General features: G+C 60.4%; 19 protein-coding genes. 3 read left to right on the forward strand and 16 right to left on the reverse strand.

The window, feature by feature from the left end; translation table 11 throughout:
• Nucleotides 1-9: 9 nt before the first annotated feature.
• The 7 genes from U5A57_RS37945 to U5A57_RS37975 form a co-directional block, all read right to left on the reverse strand.
• A complete protein-coding gene (locus tag U5A57_RS37945) occupies nucleotides 10-1,260 on the reverse strand; it encodes an efflux RND transporter periplasmic adaptor subunit (RefSeq protein WP_415774707.1) in 1,251 nt (416 codons plus the stop codon).
• A 160-nt stretch (nucleotides 1,261-1,420) separates the two neighbouring features.
• On the reverse strand, nucleotides 1,421-2,674 hold the full coding sequence (locus tag U5A57_RS37950) for an ATP-binding protein (RefSeq protein ID WP_321917134.1): 1,254 nt from the start codon (nucleotides 2,672-2,674) through the stop codon (nucleotides 1,421-1,423).
• Nucleotides 2,658-3,392 carry a response regulator gene (locus tag U5A57_RS37955; RefSeq protein WP_321917136.1) on the reverse strand — a complete coding sequence of 245 codons (735 nt, stop codon included), beginning with the start codon at nucleotides 3,390-3,392 and terminating at the stop codon, nucleotides 2,658-2,660. Before U5A57_RS37955 ends, U5A57_RS37950 begins: the two co-directional genes overlap by 17 nt.
• Before the next feature lie 316 nt (nucleotides 3,393-3,708).
• Nucleotides 3,709-4,419 carry an HAD-IA family hydrolase gene (locus U5A57_RS37960; protein ID WP_321917138.1) on the reverse strand — a complete coding sequence of 237 codons (711 nt, stop codon included), beginning with the start codon at nucleotides 4,417-4,419 and terminating at the stop codon, nucleotides 3,709-3,711.
• A 185-nt stretch (nucleotides 4,420-4,604) separates the two neighbouring features.
• Nucleotides 4,605-6,125 (reverse strand): sugar ABC transporter ATP-binding protein, encoded by a 1,521-nt coding sequence (locus U5A57_RS37965; RefSeq protein ID WP_321917140.1) that lies wholly within the window; start codon nucleotides 6,123-6,125, stop codon nucleotides 4,605-4,607.
• A gap of 72 nt (nucleotides 6,126-6,197) precedes the next feature.
• Nucleotides 6,198-7,178, reverse strand: coding sequence for a substrate-binding domain-containing protein (locus U5A57_RS37970; RefSeq protein ID WP_321917143.1), 981 nt, complete (start codon nucleotides 7,176-7,178; stop codon nucleotides 6,198-6,200).
• Nucleotides 7,179-7,191: 13 nt separating this feature from the next.
• Nucleotides 7,192-8,235, reverse strand: coding sequence for an ABC transporter permease (locus tag U5A57_RS37975; protein ID WP_321917145.1), 1,044 nt, complete (start codon nucleotides 8,233-8,235; stop codon nucleotides 7,192-7,194).
• A 455-nt stretch (nucleotides 8,236-8,690) separates the two neighbouring features.
• On the opposite strand from U5A57_RS37975, the gene U5A57_RS37980 reads away from it, so the two are divergent.
• Nucleotides 8,691-9,494 carry a DeoR/GlpR family DNA-binding transcription regulator gene (locus U5A57_RS37980; protein ID WP_321917146.1) on the forward strand — a complete coding sequence of 268 codons (804 nt, stop codon included), beginning with the start codon at nucleotides 8,691-8,693 and terminating at the stop codon, nucleotides 9,492-9,494.
• Between the two features lie 87 nt (nucleotides 9,495-9,581).
• On the opposite strand, the gene zwf is transcribed toward U5A57_RS37980, so the two are convergent.
• The 7 genes from zwf to U5A57_RS38015 form a co-directional block, all read right to left on the reverse strand.
• On the reverse strand, nucleotides 9,582-11,066 hold the full coding sequence (zwf, locus tag U5A57_RS37985) for a glucose-6-phosphate dehydrogenase (RefSeq protein WP_321917166.1): 1,485 nt from the start codon (nucleotides 11,064-11,066) through the stop codon (nucleotides 9,582-9,584).
• Nucleotides 11,067-11,238: 172 nt separating this feature from the next.
• On the reverse strand, nucleotides 11,239-11,955 hold the full coding sequence (locus tag U5A57_RS37990; RefSeq protein ID WP_321917147.1) for a ribulose-phosphate 3-epimerase: 717 nt from the start codon (nucleotides 11,953-11,955) through the stop codon (nucleotides 11,239-11,241).
• A 2-nt stretch (nucleotides 11,956-11,957) separates the two neighbouring features.
• A complete protein-coding gene (gene xylB, locus U5A57_RS37995) occupies nucleotides 11,958-13,454 on the reverse strand; it encodes a xylulokinase (RefSeq protein ID WP_321917149.1) in 1,497 nt (498 codons plus the stop codon).
• A 32-nt stretch (nucleotides 13,455-13,486) separates the two neighbouring features.
• Nucleotides 13,487-14,524: an NAD(P)-dependent alcohol dehydrogenase gene (locus tag U5A57_RS38000; RefSeq protein ID WP_321917151.1), complete on the reverse strand. Its 1,038-nt coding sequence runs from the start codon at nucleotides 14,522-14,524 to the stop codon at nucleotides 13,487-13,489.
• A 46-nt stretch (nucleotides 14,525-14,570) separates the two neighbouring features.
• Nucleotides 14,571-15,524: a sugar ABC transporter substrate-binding protein gene (locus tag U5A57_RS38005; RefSeq protein ID WP_321917152.1), complete on the reverse strand. Its 954-nt coding sequence runs from the start codon at nucleotides 15,522-15,524 to the stop codon at nucleotides 14,571-14,573.
• A gap of 101 nt (nucleotides 15,525-15,625) precedes the next feature.
• On the reverse strand, nucleotides 15,626-16,555 hold the full coding sequence (locus tag U5A57_RS38010; protein ID WP_321917154.1) for an ABC transporter permease: 930 nt from the start codon (nucleotides 16,553-16,555) through the stop codon (nucleotides 15,626-15,628).
• An 80-nt stretch (nucleotides 16,556-16,635) separates the two neighbouring features.
• Nucleotides 16,636-18,141 (reverse strand): sugar ABC transporter ATP-binding protein, encoded by a 1,506-nt coding sequence (locus U5A57_RS38015; RefSeq protein WP_321917155.1) that lies wholly within the window; start codon nucleotides 18,139-18,141, stop codon nucleotides 16,636-16,638.
• Between the two features lie 443 nt (nucleotides 18,142-18,584).
• On the opposite strand from U5A57_RS38015, the gene hxlB reads away from it, so the two are divergent.
• Nucleotides 18,585-19,160, forward strand: coding sequence for a 6-phospho-3-hexuloisomerase (gene hxlB / locus U5A57_RS38020; protein ID WP_321917156.1), 576 nt, complete (start codon nucleotides 18,585-18,587; stop codon nucleotides 19,158-19,160).
• Between the two features lie 372 nt (nucleotides 19,161-19,532).
• On the opposite strand, the gene U5A57_RS38025 is transcribed toward hxlB, so the two are convergent.
• Complete coding sequence (locus U5A57_RS38025; protein ID WP_321917158.1) at nucleotides 19,533-21,044, reverse strand: Dyp-type peroxidase; 1,512 nt, start codon at nucleotides 21,042-21,044, stop codon at nucleotides 19,533-19,535.
• A gap of 767 nt (nucleotides 21,045-21,811) precedes the next feature.
• Here U5A57_RS38025 and U5A57_RS38030 point away from each other — a divergent pair.
• The gene (locus tag U5A57_RS38030; protein WP_321917160.1) at nucleotides 21,812-22,516 is read left to right on the forward strand and encodes a M15 family metallopeptidase; all 705 of its coding nucleotides are present in this window, start codon (nucleotides 21,812-21,814) and stop codon (nucleotides 22,514-22,516) included.
• A 118-nt stretch (nucleotides 22,517-22,634) separates the two neighbouring features.
• On the opposite strand, the gene U5A57_RS38035 is transcribed toward U5A57_RS38030, so the two are convergent.
• The coding region (locus tag U5A57_RS38035) for a hypothetical protein (RefSeq protein ID WP_321917162.1) at nucleotides 22,635-23,308 on the reverse strand (674 nt) is incomplete at its 5' end.

Here is a 23,308-nt window from a genome sequence, read left to right on the forward strand (position 1 = left end):
GCGCGCCCCTTACCGCTGCGCGAGCGGTGCGGCAGCGGCAGCAGCGGACGCGCCGCTCGATGCCGATGCCGATGCTGCAGCCGCGCTATCGTCGGCGACCTTCACCGCGGCGCCCACGCGCACGCCTTGCAACCCGCTCACGACCACGCGGTCGCCCGTGTGCAACCCGTCGCTGACGATCCACTGATCGCCGTACGCAGTGTCGGCCTTCACATTCGCCTTTTGCACCTTCGAAGACGCGTCCACGACATACACACTTGCCTGGCCGTCCGAGCCGCGCGTGACCGCGATTTGCGGCACGAGAATCGCACTGTCGTTCTCCCCTTCGCCGAGCTTCGCGCGCACGAACATACCCGGGAGCAATTCGCGCTCGGGGTTCGGGAAGATCGTGCGCAGCGTGACCGAGCCGGTGGTGGCATCGACGGTGATACCGGAAAATTGCAGCGTTCCCGGATGCGCGTAAGGCGTGCCGTCTTCGAGCTGCAGACTGACTTCCGCGCCGTTCTCGCCCGCGCGCTTCAGTTTCCCCGACGCCAGCGCCTTGCGCAGCGCAAGCCATTCCGAACTGGAGCGGGTGACGTCGAGATACATCTGGTCGAACGCCTGAATCGTGGCGAGCGCGGTCGTCTGCTCCGACGTGACGAGCGCGCCCTCGGTCACGCTCGATGCGCCGATGCGCCCCGAGATCGGCGCGGTGACGCGCGTGCGGTCGAGGTTGACCCGCGCGGATTCGAGTGAGGCCTCGTCAGCGATCACGTCGGCCTCGTCTTCGCGCACCGCGGCAACCGCGTCGTCATAGTCCTGCTGGCTCACGGCCTTGATCTTCGCGAGATCGACGTAGCGGTCGGCCTTGGTCTTCGCCGAGGCGAGCGTCGCGCGCGCCTTGGCCAGCGTGCCGCGCGCCTGGTCGTAACTCGCCTGATACGAAGCCGGATCGATCTGATAGAGCACCTGGCCTGCCTTGACGTCCGCGCCCTCCACGAACAGCCGCTTCTGCACGATCCCGCCGATCTGTGGCCTGACGTCCGAAACCTTGAGCGCCGAGAGACGGCCAGACAGCTCCGCCGTCATCACGACGCGCTGCGGCGCGATCGTCAGCACGCCCACTTCGGCGGTTTGCATGCCGGGCGGCGGCCCGTCGTGGCGACTGCATGCGGAGACGAAGATCAGACAAACGCCGCACAAGGCGGTGAGCATGCGGCGCCCGGTGACACACGAACGCCTGGTCGCTCTCACGGGTAGCGAGATATTGGTATGCATAGTTTGCGAGAGTGTTGGAAGGTCGCATCGCGTGTAGCGAAGCGCGTCAAAACGATTGACCATCCCTGAGCGGCTGCCAACTCGGGATCACGCGGTCGACTAGTACTACTGAATGAATTCAGACTTGATACGTTTTGGTCGCTCAAGTGCGTGTCGAAAACTACGCTTTGAATGTCATCGAAACGCTCAGCCCGCCACCGGGCGCGTTGGCGATGGTCAGGGTTCCGCCCAGTGTGCGCACCAGCCGCCTGACGATTGCAAGACCCAGACCGCAGCTCGCGTTGCCGCCGCGCGCCGGGTCGAGCCGCACAAACGGGAGCTGGATGGACGCAAGTGTGTGCTCGGGTACGCCCTGCCCGTGGTCGCGAATGCGCAGCAGCCAGGCGCCGCCCTCCTTGCGGGTCATGATCTCGACGGGCGGCGCGCCATGCACCATCGCGTTCTGCACGAGATTCTGCACGATGCGTTCGACTTCGAGACCCGGCAAGCAGAAGCGCTCGCCCGCCTGGAGATCGAGCACGACCAGCTCGCCGGCATCCGGCTCCTCGGCAATCAGCCCGCCATAGTCGCGGCGGCAAATCTCATCCACGCTGGCGAGCGGCGACGGCTCGAACGTATCGCGCGAGAAGTCCAGAAACTGATTGACGATGCGTGACATCGATTCCGCGTCGCGAAGGAAGGCGGCGCGATCGTCGTCATCGTCCAGCAAGTCCGCGCGCACCTGCATGCGTGTAATCGGCGCGCGCAAGTCGTGCGCAAGGCCCGCCAGCATGACCGCGCGCTCGCGCTCGGTCTCGGACAACGCGCCGGCCATCTCGTTGAAATTCGCGGTCAGTTCGCGGATTTCGTTCGGTCCGCTCAGCGGCAAATCCTTGAAACCGCCTCGAATGCGGAATTCCCGGGTAGCGCGCGCGAGCGCCCGCACCGGCTTTTGAAGCTGCCAGGCAAACGCGAGCGCGCTCACCACGGCGAACACGAGCATCAAAAGCGACGCGCTCAAGAAGCGGGCTGGCGGCATAAAGCCTTGTGGCAACACAATTGTGTAGGGCGCGCCGCTCACGTCGACCGTAATCATGCCGTCCTTGCGGGCCCATACACGGCTTCCCGCGGGCAGCCGCGCACTCAAAGCGTTCTCGATCGGGTGCATGCCGTTGCTGCAATCGCCCGTGCAACCCGTGCCGGCTGCGGTGCGGGGCAAGTACTGGATGCCCAGATCGCTGGCGATCAGCGGCGAGAGCGCGGCATCGTGCTCACGCACAGTCACTGCGGTCTTGACGGCCTGCGAGACGTGCATCACTTCCAGCGTCGCCCTTTCCCGGTCGACGAGCAGGAGGAACGTGACGTGAAGCAGCACGATCAGCCCGACCGTCATCGCGGCCAGGCGCAGAAACAGCGTGTTAAATGGGCGTTTCATCGTTCGTTTGCTCCGGCACGAACACGTAGCCCACGCCGCGAATCGTTTGAATGAAGCGCGGTTGGGCCGGGTCCTCCTCGACGACTCGGCGCAGCCTCAATATCTCCACGTAGAGGCTCCGCTCGCTTGCTGTGCTGTCCGGGCCGTCCAGCAAGCGCACGATGTCTTCGCGACTGAGTGGCTCCATGGGGCGAGACACGAGGATCTCCAGCAGCTTGTACTCGCGCGCGCCAATCTTGACGGGCTGCCCGTCGCGAAGCAGCGTGCGCCCCGTGGAAGCGAGCTCGAAGCTGCCGAACGCGTTGCGCGGCCGCGCCGCTTGAGCGGGATTGCGGGGCACGTGCCGGTGGTGCCGCAGAACCGCATGAATGCGCGCCAGCAGTTCCTTGGGCATGAACGGCTTGCCGAGGTAGTCGTCGGCACCCAGCTCCAGGCCAATGATGCGATCCACGTCTTCGGCGCGGGCGGTCAGCATGATAACGGGCGTGGTCGTGCCTTCCGCGCGCAAACGATTCAGCGCCGCGAGACCGTCGACCTTGGGCATCATGAGGTCGAGGACGACGATGGTGGGCCGGATACGATCGATCGTGCGCGTCAGATCAACCGCCGAATGCAAAGCCGTGAATTCGCAGCCGTGCAAGCGGAAGAATTTTCCGATCAACTGGCAGAGGTCTGCGTCGTCGTCGACGAACAATACGTGGATGGGTAGGTCTGACATCGTGAAGCTGTCTGGATTCGCGTCCTGGAGATGAAAGTGGGCGAGACCTCATCTTCCACAAATGAGACGCGCATGTGTTAACGAATTCTTTCACCGGCTTGACGGTCCCGGCAGCGCGCCCATGAGGTACGACGCGGCAGTGCCGTCGAACCCGTATCCTCCACGTAACGATGAACGCCTTTGCCAGCGAAGTCCGCGCCGCTTCCGGTGTGCAGCGGGGGAAGGTTCGACTGCTGGCAAGTATCCTCTCAAAAGAACGCACCTGGATCGACAGCACGCAGTTACATTTTTGTAATATTGCCGCGCTGCGTATGACTTATGACCTGTCGCGCGCATCCTCGACGCTCAGGCGTGAATGGCGCTCAGCGCTCCACACTTGCACGAGGGAAGGGAGTTCAGACATCGTGTGAAAAGTCCGTGTCGCTCCGATGCGCAACAGCCTTTCGCCTTGAGCCACCGGATGATGCGCCGTTCCAGTAAATCCGAAAACCGTCATTCCGGCAGCCATAGCGGCCGTTGCGCCAGCCACGCTGTCCTCGACCACGAGGCAGCTTTCGGGCCGCACACCGAGGCGGCCAGCCGCCATCAAGTACACGTCCGGCGCAGGCTTTGGATTCGGCACCCTATCTGCGGTGAAGAGGCGATTTGCAAAGAACGCGCTCAAGCCCGTGCGTTCAAGGACCGCGCGGACATAAGTCGAAGTACTGTTGCTCGCGCACGCCTTGGTCAGCGGGATGTTGTCCAATGCGATCGCGATGCCGTCGACCATCGGCGCCGTGACCGCCTCTTGCTGCACGATGCGGTGTATGACCGCAATATCGTCGGTGGACAATGTCCTGCCAACTGCGCTCGCCACCTCCAACAAGAGCCTTTCTGTCTGCACGCCAAGGAGCGGTGTCACAACATCATGCAATTCGACGCCAGGCCATCGCGCTTCCAGCTCCCGCACGAGCACTGCCCCGGCAATCGCCTCGCTATTGATTAGCACCCCGTCACAATCACAAATGAGTGCAAGCGTATCGTTCATGCGCTACCCCCTTCTAGCCTGCATGAGTGCGTGCGATAAGCGCGCCGCGTTAAATCTCAAGTGATACGACGCAGTTGATGGGCACGCCCGGGCCCACGCTGCAGCTATAGCGACCAGCGAATCAGCGTATAGAATCAGCGCCGGCCCATGCGAGATGAACAGCCGGCCGGCACCGCGAGGCGCCATCACGCCGCGTTCGACTCGCCGCTCCACGCGGCCTTGCGCAGGCCCGCAATGCTCAACGCTTCCGGCGGCACGGGGGCGCCATCGCAGCTGCCCTGATGGAACACGAGCACACGGTCGGCAATCTCGAGAAGCTCTTCCTCTTCACTCGACACGACGACGACACAGCGACCCTCGGCGGCCATGCGGCGGATAATCGCGTAGATGTCGGCCTTCGCGCCAATGTCGACGCCCTTCGTCGGCTCGTCGAGCAAAACGAGCCGGGCGTCTTGACCGATGACGCGCGCGAGCAAGACCTTCTGCTGGTTGCCGCCGGACAGCGATTTAATAGGACCGCGAAGGTTGCCTCGTGTGTTCATCTCCACCAGAATCCGGTTGGCACTTTTCGCTGCGGCGCCATGGTCCACGAGCGCGCGCTTTCGGAACCGCTGCAGGATCGGCAACGTTGCGTTTGAGAAGCTCGACATCAGCGGCACGATGCCGTCCTTCTTGCGCTCCTCCGTCAGATAGCCCACGCCCTCGTCGATTGCGTGCGCGGGGCTGCGCGCGCAATAGGGCTTCCCCGCTACCCGGACCTCTCCGCTCGCGACGTCCTCCAGGCCAAACAGGGTCCGGCAAAAACGGGTACGTCCGGCGCCAGCCAGTCCGTAGATGCCGACAATCTCGCCCGGCCAGGCCTGAAGCGAAACATCGCGCAGGCGCGACGTCGACAGATTACGGACCTCAAGATACGGCGCAGCGGTTTTATCGACGAGCGTTCTCGACGAGCGCTCGCCTTCCTCCAGGGAGGGAGCCGCGTCACCGACAATGGCGTCGATAATATCCTGCTTCGCGATGTGGCTTTTGGCGTGATAGATCACCTTCCCGCCACACATTACCGTTGCCTCGTCGCAAACGCCGAGCACCTCGTCGAGCTTGTGCGAAACCAGAACGACGCCGATTTTCTTCTCACGCGCGATACGCTGAACCGATTGCAGAAGCGCCTCTGCCTGTGCGCCCTCAAGTGCGGTGGTCGGCTCATCCAGAAAGAGGAATCGTGCGTCCCTGTCCAGATTCGCAACGACTTCCAGCATCTGCTTGTCCGGATGCGACAAGTCCCTGACGAGACTGAGCGGGTCTACCTTGAGCTTGTACTCGTGCAGCACCTGCCGGGTGTGCTCTTTCATCGCCGCTTCGTCGAGCAATCCCCCCTTTCTGAGTTCGCGGCCCAGAAAGAGGTTTTGCCACACCGTCATGCCGGGAATGAGCCGCAGCTCCTGATAGACGCAGGCAATGCCCTGTTGTAACGCATCGCGCGGTGAAGACAGGGAGACGGATTCGTCGCCAATGAGCAATTCGCCGGCGTCCTGCTGGTTGACGCCCGCGAGGATTTTGAGCAGCGTGGACTTGCCCGCTCCGTTGTGGCCAAACAGCCCGTGGATTTCTCCGGGCACAACCTCGAAGTCAACACCACGCAGCACGGGTACGCCGGCAAAGGAGACCTTGATGTCGAGGGCACGATAGCATCGGTTACTGTTGCTCATTGCTCGATTCCCAATCCCAACACGAAAATGAGGCGGCGCATAACGCCACTGTATCCAGTGGCTTCACGTGCATCAGTAGGCCTGGCCAACGACCTGACCAGCGTTGTCCTTGTTGACGAGCAGCGGGGGGCTGTTCACCATGGCCGTCGTCTGCTTGCCCGCAAGCTGATCGTTCACGCTGTCGACCAGCAGTGAGGCAAGTCGCACGGGTTCCTGAATGGCTCCCGCGCGCAGAATATCGCCCGACTGAATCTGCTTCACGCCTTCCTTGTCGACGAACGCATAGAGCTTCACCTTGTCTTTCAGGCCAAGCTGGTTGATGGCAGCCAACGCGCCCAACGCGGAGGGTTCAGTATCGGAATACACCACCGTCATGTTGGGATTGCCCTGCAGCATTTCCGTCGTGACCTTCAGAGACGTGGTTTCCTCCACCTTGCCGTTGACGAGCGCGACGACCTTCATGTTCGGGTTGGCGGCAATGGCCTGCTTGAAACCATCGTCACGTGCATTCGCCGCAATGGAGGTGGGTTCGCCAACGATGCCGATGACCGCGTTGGCCTTCTCACCCAGGTCCTTCAACAGCTGCTGGCCAATGAACACGCCGCCCGCCTTCTGGTCGGTCTGCACGCCCTGCACGATGTGCGCGCCCTGCTGCTTCATCCCGTCGGCGTCCGGCAGGATGTTGATGGCGAACGCGGGAATGTTGGCCTTGTTCAACTCGGAGATGACTGAGACGCACGGCCCCGAACTCACGCAGTTCACCGCGACGGCGTCCACCCTCTTCTGGATGAAGCTTTGCACTTCCGAGAGTTCGCGCGCATCGTCGTTATCCGCGATCGAGACCTCCACACTCATTCCCTTCGCGGCGCCGCTGTCCTCGAAGCTTTTCTTCATGGCAACGTAGTATGGGTTCGTGAGATTCGGAAGCACCACCCCAAGGGTTTTCTTGCCCGCGCTGGACGCGCTGGCGTCGGGGTGGCGATTGCAACCGGAGATACCCAGCGCGAGCGCGGAGCAAATGAGGCCGAGAGCGACGACTTGATGGTTTCGCATGCTATTCACCTGGTTAGGACGTGCTTTTCAACGAGTCAGTGGGCTGAGCAAACGTGCGCTCTTTGCGCGACTTGAGCCAGGGAAAGCTGATTCGCTTGTTCGAACGCATCGTATCGAGCGTTACGCCAATCAAAATGATCAAACCGATGACCAGCGGTTGCCAGTAGGCGCTGACGTTCAGCACGTTCATCAGATTCGAGATTGCGGCGATGAGCATCGCGCCAATCATCGCGCCCACAATGCTGCCGCTGCCGCCGAAAAGGCTGACACCGCCAACCACGGCGCCTGCAATCGAGAAGAACAACTCGTCACCACGGCCGGCGGTGGGATAGCCAGTCATCAAGCGCGAGCCGTAGATGAGGCCACCTGCCGCCGCGCACAAACCGGACACCGAATAGACGAACAACGTGACGCGCGGAACGCTGATGCCAGACAGGCGCGCAGCATCCGCGTTGCCGCCCACTGCGTAGATGTGCGTGCCCGTAACCGTGCGTTTCAGGAGCACCGCGGCCAGGACGATCGCAACAAGCAAGGCAAGCACCGGGAACGGCACGCCGAATGGCCGCGATTGACCAATCAGGCTGTAACCAATCTGCGTCACGCGGATGGACTCTGCGCCGGTAATGATTTGCGGGATGGATGCTGCAACGCCCATCGTCGCGAAGGTCACAATAAAGGGCGGCACACCCGTGCGCTCGATAATCCAGCCGTTCACCATCCCCGCAAGCGCCCCAATAACGAGAACAAGCGGGACGGCAAGTTGCCACGGCAACCCCAGGCTCTGCATGAGCAGTGCGCCGACAACACAGGTCATTGCCACGATGGAACCGCAGGAAAGGTCGATGCCGCCGGTCAGAAGCACGAACGACTGCCCGAGGCACAGGAAGCCAATCACGGCTCCATTGAGCAAGAGCACCATCATGTTCGACACGGTGAGAAAGTTCGGCGTGGCAATAAAGCCGCCGAGCATGACCACGAAGAACACCGCGGCGATTCCCGCTTCGGGCGGCAGCCGAAACTGGCGCTTGGTTGTCCCAGGTGATTCAAGATTGCTCATGTTTGTCTCCTGATATGGCGAAGCATCTAAAGCGTGTGCGTCGACGTGCTGCCGCGAAATCGCCGGGTGCGTCTGCGCGCGCTCTGGCTCCGCTGCTTTGCCGTAGGTCACTGACGCCGGGAGGCCGCTCAAGTGATGTTCTACGTCAACCACATCCTAATCGATAAAAGTTAGAGTTTCAACTAAATGTTAGAGATATATACAAATCGATTGACGTGCGAATCAGGGGGAAACCTGGACGTTGCACGCCGGCATTGGCCTGAAGGGCGCCACACAGGGGAAATGAGCAAAGGGCCTGATCAATCGGGGTAACGGGGCCAAGTGTCAATTCGCGCGGTTCTAGTGGTGGAACTCGAACCACTGACACTTTGAACCCGCCCGCAGCCGTTACAATTGAAGTAGAATGTTCGAGATTGAACATATCTCGAACCAGGCTGCGACCGACCGATCCGTCGATGTCGCTCTGCACGGAACATCATCTTTCTATGGCTAGCAAAGAGCAGCGGTCCGACCAGATCCTCGATATGGTCGACACCAGGCACTTCATGAGCATTGGCGATCTGGCGAAGGCACTGGACGTGTCCGAGATGACCATTCGCCGTGATGTGCGCGACCTGGCGGACATCGGCAAGGTTCGTACGGTGTACGGTGGCGTGGCGTCGCTCGAGAACGCGGGCACGGTCGCGAACTACAACGCGCAGACCGAACGCAGCCAGCATGCCGACGAGAAGCGGCGGATTGCCCTGGCGGCCAGCAAGCTGCTCACTCCGGGCGATGTGGTCATTCTCGATTCGGGCACCACGGTCCAGCAACTCGCCGAGTGCCTGCCTGCCGAAGGCGCCTACACCTTCATCTGTTACAGCCTGAACACCATCAACGTGCTGGCCAAGCGGGAAGAGACAACGGTAATTTCGCTCGGCGGTGTGCTTTCGACCAAGTCCTTCACGTTCTCTGGACCCGACGCAGTCCAGGCGATGCAACGGTATCGCGCCAACAAGGCCTTTATCGGCGCGACGGGATACGAGCTCAAGCATGGCCTTACCTGCAGCTATGTCGAAGACTGCTCGTGGAAGCAGGCTGCAATGCAATGCAGCGTCGAGCGCATCCTGCTGGTGGATTCGTCCAAGTTCGGAAAGGTGTCCACCTGCAGCTTCGCCGACGTGGACGACTTCGACAAGGTGATAACCGATTCCCATGTCCCGGACCGTTACCGGCTCGACCTCGAGACGAAAGGTCTCAAGGTACTCATCGCCGATTGACCGGCGGCCGTTTCCCGAACGTTCGCGGGCGCACCCGCTGGCAAGCCCGCGAACTTCGCACCCGCCTGCGGGCAGCGCCCTGCACCATCAGCTCTCCTCCTCCAGCCAGCAGGTGCCTTCACGGGCAAGCAGCGCGCTCGCCGCGGCGGGCCCCCATGTGCCGGCCGCATAGGGCTTGGGCGCCGTGAGAGACCGGTTCCAGTCTTCCAGTATCGGGGCGACCCACTTCCATGCCGCTTCCTGCTCGTCGCGTCGCACGAAGAGCGCAAGCCGCCCTGCGATAACATCGAGCAGCAAGCGCTGATACGCTTCCATCCTGTCGCGCAGAAAGAAGCGGTCGAACGCGAGGTCGAGATAGACGCCTCGCAAATCCATACCCATACCCGGCACTTTCCCGAGCACGTTGAGCCGGACCGACTCGTTCGGTTGCAGCCGGATGGTGAGCCGGTTCGATCCGGCTCGCAACGGCATGGCGCCGAGCGCCGAATGCGGCACCGGCCGGAAGTTGACGACAATTTCCGCTACCCGACCGGCCAGACGCTTGCCCGTTCGCAGGAAGAAAGGCACGCCGGACCATCGCCAGTTTTCGATTTCGACTTTCAGCGCGACGAACGTTTCCGTGACGCTGTCGTGCGACACGCCCGGCTCCTCGGCGTAGCCAGGAGCGGGCGCGCCGCCGCTGACACCCGCGCGATATTGCCCGCGCACCACGTTCTGCCGGATGTCTTCTTCGCGCAGCGGCTTCAACGCCCGTAGCACGCGCAGCTTCTCGTCCCGCACCGCATCTGCATCCATGGAATGCGGCGGCTCCATCGCGACGATCGAGAGCAGCTGCAACAGGTGGTTCTGCACCATGTCGCGCAGGGCGCCCGTCTTGTCGTAGAAGTCACCACGGCGCTCCACGCCCAGTTCCTCAGCCACGGTTATCTGGATGCTCTCGACCCACTCCCGGCGCCAAAGCGGCTCAAACAACACATTGCCGAAGCGCAGCGCAAACATGTTCTGGACCGCCTCTTTGCCGAGATAGTGGTCGATCCGGTAAATCTGGTCCTCGGTGAAGATTGCGCCGACCGCGTCATTGATCGCTTGCGACGACGCCAGGTCATGACCAAGCGGTTTCTCGAGCACCACGCGCGCATGCTCGGTCAGCCCTGCCGCGGCGAGACCCTCGCATATCGGCACGAAGAGCGAGGGCCCTGTCGCGAGATAGAAGATGCGTTGGGACCGGAGCATCCCCGGTACATCCCGAAGCACGGCGAAGTCATCGGCACGACTGGCGTCAAGCGCCACATAGGTGATGCGCCCGAGAAAGCTAAGCCACGCATCGTCGTCAACGCCTGATGCAACCATGGCGACCAGCGGCTTCACGTGTTCGTTGACCCACTGGATATAGCCATGCTGATCAAGCGCGGTCTGAGCAACGGGAATGATGCGCCCGCCCTCGCCCAGCGTGCCATCGCGATGCGCGGCATAGAGCGCCGGCAGAATCTTGCGCATGGCGAGGTCCCCCGTGCCGCCAATGAGCACGAAGGAGAATGCGTTCGCAGTGGGTGACCTGGAGAACGTTGCCATAGGGGTTCTTCTAAGACAGAGAGGGCTGGCGGTTAAATGGAAACGCGCGCGGTGCAGCACCTCGACGGATAGGCCGAGGTCGAGATGGCTGTAGCCGGACGGTCGAGATTCAATCGTGCGCTGTTGGCCTGGAGCCAAACCATTCGAAGCGCTCCACGGCAGACGCGGCGGCTTATGAACCGGCGTTCATGGATGCCGTCGCCGTCACTGCACGCCGAAGTTCGGCAAGCTCTGCGAGGCCCGCTGCGGGCGATTCTCTGGAGATGCACATGCTGCCCGCCACGAACATGTCGACCGATGGAGCGAGCTTGCGAATGGTGTCCTTCGACACGCGGCCGTCGATTTCAATGGCCGTTTCAAGTCCCCGTTGTTGAATCATCTCGCGCAGGGCGAGAATCTTTCGCTCGGCATAGGGCACCTGCGACTCACCTGGAACGCCGGCATAGCCCGGGTTGGTGAGCATCAACAGCACGGTATCGCAGCGCTCGAGAACATAGTCGAGCGCATTGAGCGGCGTCGACGGTTTCAGTGCTACACCGGCACGCACGCCCGCCGACCGGATGTGATTGAGCATCCTGTCGACATGCGGCTCCGATTCAATCTGAAACGTGAGCTGCTGCACGCCGATGTCAAGAAGCGCGTCGATGAAGTAGTCGTGCCGCGTTGCCATGACGTGCGCATCGAGCGCGAGGTCAGTCTTTCGCCGCAGCTGAGCGATGGTCTCGATGCCCAGCGGCATGCTCGGGCTGAAATGCCCATCGAGGACGTCGAGATGCACGACGTCCAGTCCAGCCGCAGCGATGCCCTGCACCTCACGTTCGAGATTGCAAAGGTCGAACGTGATGAGCGAAGGCGCAATGAGACAGGATTTTTGCCAGGCGATTTCCACGGTCAGCTCACCTCGAAGTCTTCGTTCGCGATGGTGTCCGTGAACGCGGCGAAGAGTTCCTTGTATCGCGCTGCCACTTCCGGGCGCGGCTTCGCTGCGCGCGTTTCGTCCAGTTCGACGTACTTCTCGCAGACGTCGTATAGCGTGACGTCCGCACCCTTTGCGCGCTGATGCACGGTCAGGGCGAGCAGCGCGGCGGCATACGCACCGCCCTCGTCGCACTTCACGCGAATGACGTCGACATCGAAAACATCCGCGAGTATCTGGCGCCAGGCTGCGCTGTTCGCACCGCCACCGGTCAGGCGGAACTGCTGCGCGCGCTCGAAGCTCTGTGAAAGAAGCTCATAGCCCCATTTCAAACCGAACGCGACCGCTTCGGCGCCGGCGCGCATCAGATTCGCGCGGGTCATGTTGTCTGCCGACAGCCCTTTGATGACGCCACGCGCGCGGGGCAGCGCCGGAATGCGTTCGCCGCTGAAGTACGGGAACATGCGCACGCCGCCTGCGCCCGGGTTCGCCGAGGCGATGAGCGTCTCGACCTCCGCGATCTCCACTTCGAAGAGCTGTTGCAGCAGCGTGGTCGTCGACGTCGCGTTCATCGTCGCGATTGTGGGCAACCAGCCGCCGTCAAGACCGCAGAACACGTAAATGCTGGGGTCGACCGAGTCGGTCAAGCGGTCCGCATGGAGGTTGAGCACGCCCGATGTGCCGAGACCGAGCGTCGCGCGTCCCGCGGCGACGTTGCCTGTGCCCAGCGCACCCATGACGTTGTCGCCGGAACCACATGCAACGAGCGTCCCGGGCGAGAATCCGAATTCCGCCGCCACCTCGGGGCGCACGGTGCCGAGCGCGTCGAGTGGCGAAACGATGCGCGGCAGAGCCCGTTCGAGCCTGCCAGTCGGGTCGATCAGGCCGGCCATGTGCTTCGACCACGTACGGGAGGCCACGTCGAAATAACCGGTACCGGACGCCTCACCGGCATCCGTTGCATATTCGCCGGTCAGCCAGAAGTTGACGTAGTCGTGAGGCAGAAGAACATGTTCCACCTGCTCCCAGGTCTGAGGCTCGTGTTCTCTGACCCACGCCACCTTGGACGCCGTGAAGCCGACAGGAATCGTGGTTCCAATCAGACTGCGAATGCGACGCTCGCCACCTGCCGCGTTGAATAGTTTCTCATTCGCCTCGGTGGTCTCCGTGTCGTTCCACAGCTTCACGTTGCGTACCACGGCGCCCTTGCCGTCCAGCATGACAAGCCCGTGCTGCTGGCCGGATACTGCAATTGCCGAAACGTCGGCGGGACTGCGCGAGGTCTGTGCGAACAGTTGCTTGAGCGCCTGACGCAGGGCCGTAATCCACCACTCCGCCTTTTGCTCCCGGCGGCCATTGGCTTCGGAAATAATCGGGTGGCTGGCATGACCGCGGGCCACAAGGGCGCCGCTCTCAGGGTCCAACAAAACGACTTTCGTTCCTTGCGTTCCGCAGTCGATGCCGAGATACATTCGAGACCTCTATTTCCTGAAAGTGAATTGCGTTACTGCACGTCGATGAGAACCTTGATGACGTCCGGCTGCGCGGACGCCGCGAGATCGAACGCCTCGATGCTGTCCTTGAACGCGTAGCGGCGCGAAATCAATGGCTTGACGTTGATCTGGCCGGACGCGATCAGGGCAATCGAACGCTCATAGTCATTTGCATAACGGAAAATGCCGACCGTTTCGATCTCCTTGACCTGCATGGCGACGATATCCATCGGGACGAGGTCCTGCGGCATGCCGACGAACACGAGCTTGCCGGCCGGACGCAGGCAGTGCGGCGCCGCCGCGATGGCTTTCGCGTTGCCGCTGCAGTCGACGAACAGGTCTGCGCCGTTCGTAAAGTGCTGGAGGACGAATTCCTTCAGGTCCGTCTTCGCCACGTTGCACGTGATGAGCCGCTCACCATAGTTTTCGGACAGGAAGTCGAGCTTCTCCTGCTTCACGTCGGTGATGATGACGCGGCTGGCCCCGGAAGCCAGCAGCGCGAGCGCCATCAGCGAGCCAATCGTGCCGGCTCCGGCAACGACCGCCGTGTCGCCCGGCGCGATGCCAACCTTGCGGGCGACATGGGTACCCGAGGTCAGCGGCTCGGCCAGCACCGCCTCTTCGAGACTGACGTTGTCCGGCAGCTTGAACGTGAGGCTCGCCGGGTGAACGACCGACTCGCGCAGCACGCCATGAATCGGCGGCGTTGCCCAGAACCGGATGCCCGGGTCGAGGTGGTAGTTGCCCTGCATGGCTTCGGGCGAGTTCGGGTCGAAGATGCCCGGCTCCATTGCCACACGGTCGCCGACCTTGAGGTTCTTCACCGCGCTGCCGACTTCGGCGATGACGCCGCTCGCTTCGTGCCCGAGGACCATCGGCTCATTCACGATGAAGTCACCAATGCGGCCGTGCTTGTAGTAGTGGACGTCACTGCCGCAAACGCCGACCTTGGCAATCTTGATGCGCACGTCGTTGGGGCCGAGCGACTCTTCGATTGCGATGTCGCGAATCTGAAGATTGTCTTTTTCCTCGAGGACCAAGGCTTTCATGTCATTTCCTTTCAGTTAGTCGGTTCGGTTGGCCGCTACGAAACCGTTACTTGATGTCGCCCAGCTTCTTGTGGAGTGCGATGCATTCGTCCACGTTCGCCTTCGTGTAGAGAACGGTCCCTTCGACCTGATGCAGATCCGTCTGCTTGTGGGTCAAAATATCGTGTGCCATTGCCATCGACTTCTGGGCCAGTTCGTCCGCGCTCTGAAGGGCGGTCGACGTCATCTTGCCTTGCTTGATGAGCAAACAGGCTTCACCGGTTCCGTCGGTTCCGTACACCAGCGGGAACGGCTGCATGCCAGAACCCTTGAGCGCTTCGACCGCACCGGCTGCCATGTTGTCGTTCATCGAAATCACGGCATCGATCTTGGGGTTCGCCTGAATCCAGTCCTCCATCAACTGCATGGCCTCATCCTTGTTCCAGTTCGCCGTTTGCTCCGCGACGATTTTCACGTCCGGACGCCTCGCGAAGAATTCCTTCTGCCACGCGTCACGACGGCCAAGCGAGTGCGGGTTGCCCGGGGGCCCGAGCAGAACCACGACCTTGGCGTTCTTCGGCACTTCCTTCAAGGCGAGCTGTGCGTTGACTTGCCCGAGCAGATAGGGGCTGGAGTCGACGGAAGGAATCGCGTCGTCGGAGAACTTCGGATTCGTCGCGACGAACTTGACGCCCTTCGCCATCGCGTTCTTGACCGGGCCGTGCTGCACTGCGGGGTCGTACGGCTGGATGATGACCAGGTCGTACTTGTTCGTGACGGCGTTCTCGATGTTCGACTGCATGACCGAGTTTTGGCTCTGGCCGTCGAACACCGTCAGCTGGATGTCCGGGTACTGCTTCGCTTCCTTGACCATGGCGTTCGCGAGCCACGCTGCGAACGAGTCGCTCTGCGCACGGGCGAGGTAAGCGACACGGTACTTCGCGTTCTCCGCGACCGCCGCACCGCTTGCGGCGAACACACCCAGCGCCACCGCGCACACCATCAGCTTCTTCAACTTCATTTTGTGTCTCCTTCAGATTAGACGTTATGCACTCTTCATGTGAGTAGGGAAAACCGACACCTGCAGAAAACCTTGCACTTCTGACTGCACTGCCGACTCAGCTAGCGGGTCGCCACCGTCGGCTTTTCGGTAGAGCCACGCTTCGCGACCTTCTTTTTCTTTCCGTGCTTCGATGAGATGTCGTATGCCACTGCGAGAACGATGATGCCGCCCTTGATAATCTGCTGGAGGTACGACTGGACGCCGAGCAGATTCATGATGTTTCCGAGGAAGCCCATGATGAATGCACCCGCAAGCGTTCCAATCGCCGTTCCGATGCCGCCGGAGAAGCTGGTGCCGCCGATGATCGCGGCCGTCATCGCGTCGAACTCGAAGCCGATGCCGGCATTCGGCAGGCCTGCGTTGACACGCGACATGTAGAGCACGCCGGCCAGTCCCACGAGTGCGCCGTTCAGCAGGAAGGCTGCCATCTTGATGCGGGAAATCCGGATGCCGGAGGCACGGGCCGCTTCCTGGTTGCCGCCGATGGCGTAGATGTATCGACCAAGACGCGTATGGTTCAGGACATACCAGGTCAGCAGGGCAATCACCACGAGGAAAATGACTGGCGACGGAACACCGAGCACAGAACCCTGGCCCCAGCCAGTGAACGTGTCCAGCTCATAGATGTTCTGACCGCTTGTCATCATCAGCGCGGCACCGCGCGCGGCGGTTTGCATTGCCAGCGTTGCGATGAACGCCGGCGTATTGAAGCGGGTGACAATCCAGCCGTTCACCAGGCCGCACGCCGAGCCAATCGCAATGCCAACGATCATCGACGGCACGAACATGCCGGTCGCCTTGAAGAACATCACGGAAAGCAAGCCGGAGAGCGCAAGCACGGAGCCCGCCGAAAGGTCAATGAGGCCGCAGATGATGAGCAGCGTTTGACCGAATGCCAGAATCGTCGTAATTGAAATCTGGCGAGAGATATTCAGAAAGTTGGTGGTGGAGAGGAACACTGGGCTAATGATCGAACTCACCACGATCATTGCAACCAGAATCAGATAAATGCTGTACCGGCCGTTTGTGAACAGCGTCCAGCGAGCGGGTACGCTACGCGTTGCAGTATTCAATTTTCGTCTCCACCAAGGGTTGCCAGGCGCATGATTCCTTCCTGGCTGAATTCAGGCTCTTTCAGTTCTCCACTGATTCGTCCGTTTGCCATCACATAGATGCGGTCGCAAATGGCAATCAGCTCGGAGAGCTCCGACGAGATGACCACTACGGCGCGCCCTTCCTGCGCAAGCTCGAAGATGATTTTGTAGATCTCGAACTTCGCACCGACATCGATGCCGCGCGTCGGCTCATCGAGAATCAGGATTTCCGGGTCGCAGAGCATCCACTTCGCGAGCATCACCTTCTGCTGGTTGCCGCCGCTAAGCAGGCCAATCTGCGTGTTGAAATTCGGCGCCTTGACCTTCATGCGGCTGCTCACACCATCGATCAGACGCTTCTCGGTCTTCGCGTCCCGGTAACCGCGCTTGAAGAACTTGTTGAGCGAAACGAGACCCGTGTTCTCGGTGATGCTGCGCATGGGAACGATGCCGTAGCGCTTGCGGTCTTCGGACAGCATGGCGATCCTGAGCCGGATCGCGTCCTGTACATGGCGGATACGAACCGGCTGACCGTGCACGTTGATTTCACCTTGCGTGTACGGGTCAAGTCCGAAGACGGTGCGCACGACTTCCGTGCGACCCGCACCCATGAGGCCCGCCAGGCCAATGATTTCGCCTTTGCGCACATTGAAGCTGACCTCCGAAAAGCGCTCGTCGTCGCCAAGGCCCTTGACTTCGAGCGCAGTGGCGCCAAACTTTCGCTGCGGCTTCTCGGGATAAACGTTGTCGAGCTTGCGACCGACCATCATCTGAATGATGGTGTCGACGTCAATCTCGCTCGCGGGCCGCGTGCCGACGTGGGTGCCGTCGCGGATAACGGAAATATCGTCTGCAATGCGAAAGAGTTCGTCGAAGCGGTGCGAAATGTAGACAATGCCCGCGCCTTTTTCCCGAAGCTCATTGATCTTCTTGAAGAGAACATCGACCTCTTTCGACGTGATCGCCGAGGTGGGCTCGTCGAAGATGATGATGTTCGCTTCGCGCGATACCGCCTTCATGATTTCGAGCATCTGAAGGTCCGACACACTCAGCTCCTTGAGCTTCGTGTCGGGACGGTAATGCAGGCCTTCCCGCTCGAGCAGCGCCTTCGCGTCCGCATAAACCTTCTTCCAGTCAATCGAGCCGATGCGGGTTCTCGGTTCGTCGCCGAGAAAGAGCGACTGCGCAACGGTGATTTCCGGAATGTAGTTGAGCTCCTGCGTGACCATCGAGATCTTGAGTCGACGCGCCGTTAGCGGGCTGTCGATCGTGACCTTCTCCCCGCCGACATAAATCTCGCCGGCGTCGGGCTGGTAGATGCCGCTGACGATCTTCATGAGCGTGGATTTGCCCGCTCCGTTTTCGCCACATATCACGTGGACCGAACCCTTGCGCACAGAGAAGCCCATGTCCTTGAGCGCAATGACGCCCGGGAACCGCTTCTCGATTCCACGCAATTCCAGGATTGGTGTGTCTCCCATCTTCATCGCCTTATATCTGTGTACAAGGAATGGCACTCAGGCCTGCCGTTCGGCCTGGCGCTCCGGAGCGCAGGGTTACATGTCGCGCTCCAGCATCGCCGCTTTGCTTAACCATGAACACACTCTACATGCGCGAAGTTCAACAATCAACATTAATGTTCTAGTATCACCAGCATCGATTTGGGGACTGAACCACCATCGGCAGCCTCAAAATTCGAACAATACGCTTATTTTCCGGGCTTTTTAGCTGATTCCGCACACCCTCTAGCGTCCGCCTCGACCAGGGAATGCACCAGGTTAAATGGTGCAACTTCACCATCATGAATTCTTGGTGTTATAGTTAGCCCAACAGACGGGACTTTCTCGCCGACCGGAATGCCGCCGCAGAGGAAGACCGCTCCGGGCGCCGGACTCCACTAACCTGACGAGAACGAAGTGCGACCATGACCGACTTGAAGCAACTGGAGGTACCGAGCCTGGCGGGCGAGATACTCGGTGAAATCCACGCCTCCCTCCGCGATGTCAATTCCGCGGACCTTGACTCGCTTGTCGCCGAAATCGAGCGCGCTCCGCGCGTGTTCTGCCTCGGAGCCGGCAGGTCGGGCATCCTGTTGCAGGCGTTCTGCATGCGGCTGAACCACCTCGGCTTCGAGGCGTATATGGCGGGCGGCCTGCCCTGTCCTCCGGTGGCCGCCAGGGACCTGATCATCGTTGCCTCGGGGTCAGGTGAAACTCGCAGCGTGTCGGCCGTACTGGAACAGGGCCGACGAGCGGGAGCGCGCGTCGCGCTTTTCACGGCGCGCCGCACTGGCGCTCGCTCGATGACGGCAGACGTGACCGTGAGAATTCCTGCTCCCGCCGATCTCGTGAACGGCGAACAAGGCCAAAGCCTTCAACCCATGCGCACGCTGTTCGAACAGGTGTTCTTCCTGCTCTGCGAAGCAGTCGTATGCCTGCTGAAAATCAAGAAGGGAATTGGCGAAGACGAGATGGCGCAGAGACATGCCAATCTCGAATGAGTGCCCCCGCGGCATCGTTGAAGGTCATGCCAGGCGCGCGGGCCTTGTCGCAAGCTGCGACCAGCCAGTCTCGAAGACGGCTGCACTCCGATACCGTTAAAAGTTCGCGACGACAATCCGCTCTCGCTCGAACTTGAACGCATTCGATCCCATCGAGCAACGCGAGAATCTGCGCAGCCCGCTTACTCGTGGTTGCCGTTGACTCCGTGTACAGTGATATTTGCCCGGTTCTATTTTTGGGTTCAGGCAGTCGATCACGCCAAGCGACTGAATTAAGGGGAGCGGCGTTTCAGGTCTCATTCGCAGAATACGAACGCTCTGAAACGCCCGCCCCTTTCACTACAACTAGTGACCGCACCTATCAATCGGCGCTTAGACAATCTCGTGCAGCTTTTTGATACTGGGAGCAAAAAAATAAGCACCACCATCAAGATTCACAAAGCTCTCCAGCTCAAGTTGTGGTTTATCGGCCGCCTTATGTGACTTTGGCGCAGCACCGGCAAAGAATCGGTGCGTTTGATGAGACTGTCCGATGATCGGGTCGATACCGCTATTGACCTGTGAGAATTGGACGGTGTTCGCCCACGATTGCTGAACGAACTCGAACTGGTTCTCAATCGACGTGATGTAGCACTTGAAAAGCAACCCGCGCGACATGGCGCCACCTGCCGATTGCTCATTGAGCGCCTCCTGCTCAGTCACCTCAGGGCCGAAAGCAATGCCGCGTCTAAGCATGCGGTGAGACTGCGTACGCGCTTCCGCCGCGTCGATTTCCTTCTTGTCCTTGGCGTTTGGATCCCCTGGAACGTCGTCGCGCGGGTACGCCTTCCGGACATGCGCGGCAAACGGGCACTTGAAGCCGTGCCGGTCGCCGTCGAACTCAAAATCATTGACGTCGGGTGTTCCCTCAGCAATGGTGGGATTGTCACCGAGTGGCGCATTGATGATGGCAGCGCCGCTTTTCCATCTCCCAACCATCTGCGCGCCGAGTAAATCCGGATCCATCGGGTTGGCGGTGCTAGTGATGCTCTGGGCGGCGAGCTTTACGGAGCGATTAAATTCAGGAACTTTCTGCGCGAGACGCCGGAACACGAGATACGCACCGTTCTCCATGAAAGGCGAGGGTGCCTGCTTTACGTCTCCTTTGACTTCCAGTGAAGGGGCATTCGGATTCTGGCCTGGATAACCAAAGACGAACTCGCCTGGCCATAACAAATCCTGGCCTTTCTGACCTTCCGAGGGCTTCGCACCACTGGCGGTTGGCGTGAGTGCAGCATTGGCCGAGGTTCTCCCCTTCACACCCGGTTGCGACACGCCATCCGCATAGCCGAAATGCTCGTGACCGGCAACAGGCGCAGGGCGCACCTGTCCTTCCTCGGTGTGCAAAAGCATCCAGCCGTTTTCGCTCGGCGGAGCAAGACGCAGGGAAATGATATCCGCGATTTCAGCACGGCTTGCGCCGGTCACGACGAACACCCCATGGAGATTCGCGTCCGGGCGCAGGATGCTCCACGACGATGTGGGCGGATCGGTCATCTTGTCTCCGCGCTTGCCCATGCCTTCGATGAAGGCCTGTGCCGCCACCGAGTCGATATCGCGAACGCCAAGTACAGTCAATCCGGAGAATGTGAACGCAATATTGAGGCCCGGCGTGGGCAGCAGTTTTCGACGAGTGCCGTTCTTGCTCTTTTTAATCATCTCTTCCTGTGCGAGCGTTTCGTCAACGCTCGTCAGATGCAGCGAATGGAGGAAAGTTTTGAAACGCTTCACATCCGATATCTTGAAGAACAGAAGATGTTCGTTTTGCTTAATAAGCCCAGCCAGAATATCGCCTTGAATTTCGTCTGTCGGTAACGCTGGTTCAGCGTTCAGATCGCGTGCCATATCCCTCTCCTTGAAGTTTCTGAAAAGAATGACGAAGACTGACGTGGAGACGAGATAGCTCCGCCGCCCCAACCTGAACCTAAACGTGAGAGACGAGAGATGCGCGCTCGATCAGCAATAGCGCTTGTGCTGTACGGTCCGCCCCGGTCGACACAACACGCAAGACTGTCTGCATGTTGCGCGCACCCGGGACAGTTATGGCAGTCTGGAGCCCTCTCCGCCAGTGGTCTGGTCTTGATTTTTTGATTGTCTTCGACGAGAAGATTAGAAAAGCGTGAGGCTCCATTCACAGAAAATCTGTTCGCTGTGTGCGGAACCGTACAATTCATTCGTTGTTAAATAACTTTTCTTTCAAAAAATTTAATTGTTTATTCACTTATATTCAATGACCGAAGAGTCGATCGAAATGCCATTTTTTTGTGCGTGAACGCACATTTCCATTTACAAGAAGCTTTCCTCAACTTTAAGTCCACCTAACCTCGTAATGAACAGGTCATCCAGTAAGATGAAATAAAGCCATCCCAAAGATGAATCGATGAATAAATAGTTCAGCAAAAGTATTGCGCCCGGTTTCGGAGGACGCGTTTCCATTCATTACGGCAGGAAGTCCCTGTCATGCACGGGCTTTCGGCACGTCGTTCATGCAGCAGTCTTCGGGAGTTCACGTGAAAACGCCACTTGTCGATATCAATATCCCGTCCATCTACAAGAATAAGCAAGGCGCGACCGTGCCCTTGCCGAAAAGGCTCGCGCGCGCGACGCCGGACATGGCAGCCGCGCTCGCCGCGCTGTCGCGCGACCTGGCCGCTCGCGGTGGGCGGCTCGTGCTTTCCGACCTGTTCCGAAGCTACGAAATGCAGTTGCAGTCACATCTCGACTACGTGAACAAGAAGAAATCCGCGTTTAGTCCGCCACCCGGAGGCAGCTTCCACGAAGCCGGACGCGCAATGGATCTCTCCCTTAAAGACCTGAATATGGAACTGGACAAATTCTGGCTACTGGCGAAGACGCACGGCGTGAACCCTATCATCAAGGCGCCGGATTCGCGCGCGAGCGAAGCATGGCATTTCGAGTGCCGGGGCAGCCATCAGCGCGTGATCGACTACTACGAGGCGAAGAATGGCGACAACTTCGACTACCCCTACGCGGCCGGCGCCGCCTCCGCGATCCTCGCGCTCGGCGTTCGCGTCGACAGATTCGGCTCGGCGCAAAAAGAAGCCCAACTTCAGGCGGCGCTCATTCGATGCGGCGAGGTGATCGGCAATCTGGACGGTGCGATGGGAGCGAAGACACGCGCCGCGCTCACGCGCCTCGGAATCAACGACGCCGGCCTCGACGACGCGCTCGCGCATGTCGAGGATCTGGCCCAAAAGAAGTACGAGTCCGAGTACGTCCTCGCCGCGGACGCGATGTCCGTCGTCGCGGCCGATTTCGCACTTCACGTTCCGGATCACGTCGACATGCACGGCTGACGAGAGCACTCCGGCCGGATCGATGCCACATCGATGCCACATCGATGCCATCAAGGCGAACATGGCACGACATTCCGGGAAGCCCTGCTCCGGCCAAGTTTCATCCGGGCGTAAGCCCTCAACCGGCTGAATAAGCCGCTTTGACGTCGTCCTCGACCTCCTGCGCGCCCGCCTGCTGCGTGGCGTCACCCTCGGCGTATCCGGATTTGATGCCGTTGCTGCTCGCCGGCGTATCGGCGGGCGTTGCCGGCTGTGCAGGATCCACCGGCTTGGGCTGCGGCTCAGTCGATTTCAGACCGATATAGGTCGCGCCGCTGATGCCGATGACCGCGAGCGTATAGGGTTCGAGCGCAGGCATCGACACGGTTGTCAGGACCTGATAGACAAACATCAGTCCGACGATGACTGTGAAGATGAGCATCTGGAGTCGGTGGATCGCTACGCCGCTTTCGTCGCTCACGAGGTCGCTGAAAAATCGCGGAACCGATGGCGGGAATTGCGTATCGCGCGCCAGGTCGACGCTGCGCGATCCCACGGTCAACACGCTGTAGATGCCCATTAATGCGAGTGCCTGAGCCGAAAGAGGGGGCATGGCGCCGGAGGCGAGCCACTCGTAAATGTAGGAACCCACAATGATCAATGTCCACCATGCCATCTGCGTTCGGGCGAGACTGAAGGTTCGCCGATTCAGCGGAACCGAGGTCGTGCTTCCCACGTCGCGCAGCAACGCAGTTTGCCTGGCGAGCAATACGAATATAAAGATCACGGCCACGAAAACCGCGCCGCCTGCAA

It is taken from the genome of Paraburkholderia sp. J11-2 (genome assembly GCF_905220185.1).
Taxonomy (GTDB): domain Bacteria; phylum Pseudomonadota; class Gammaproteobacteria; order Burkholderiales; family Burkholderiaceae; genus Paraburkholderia.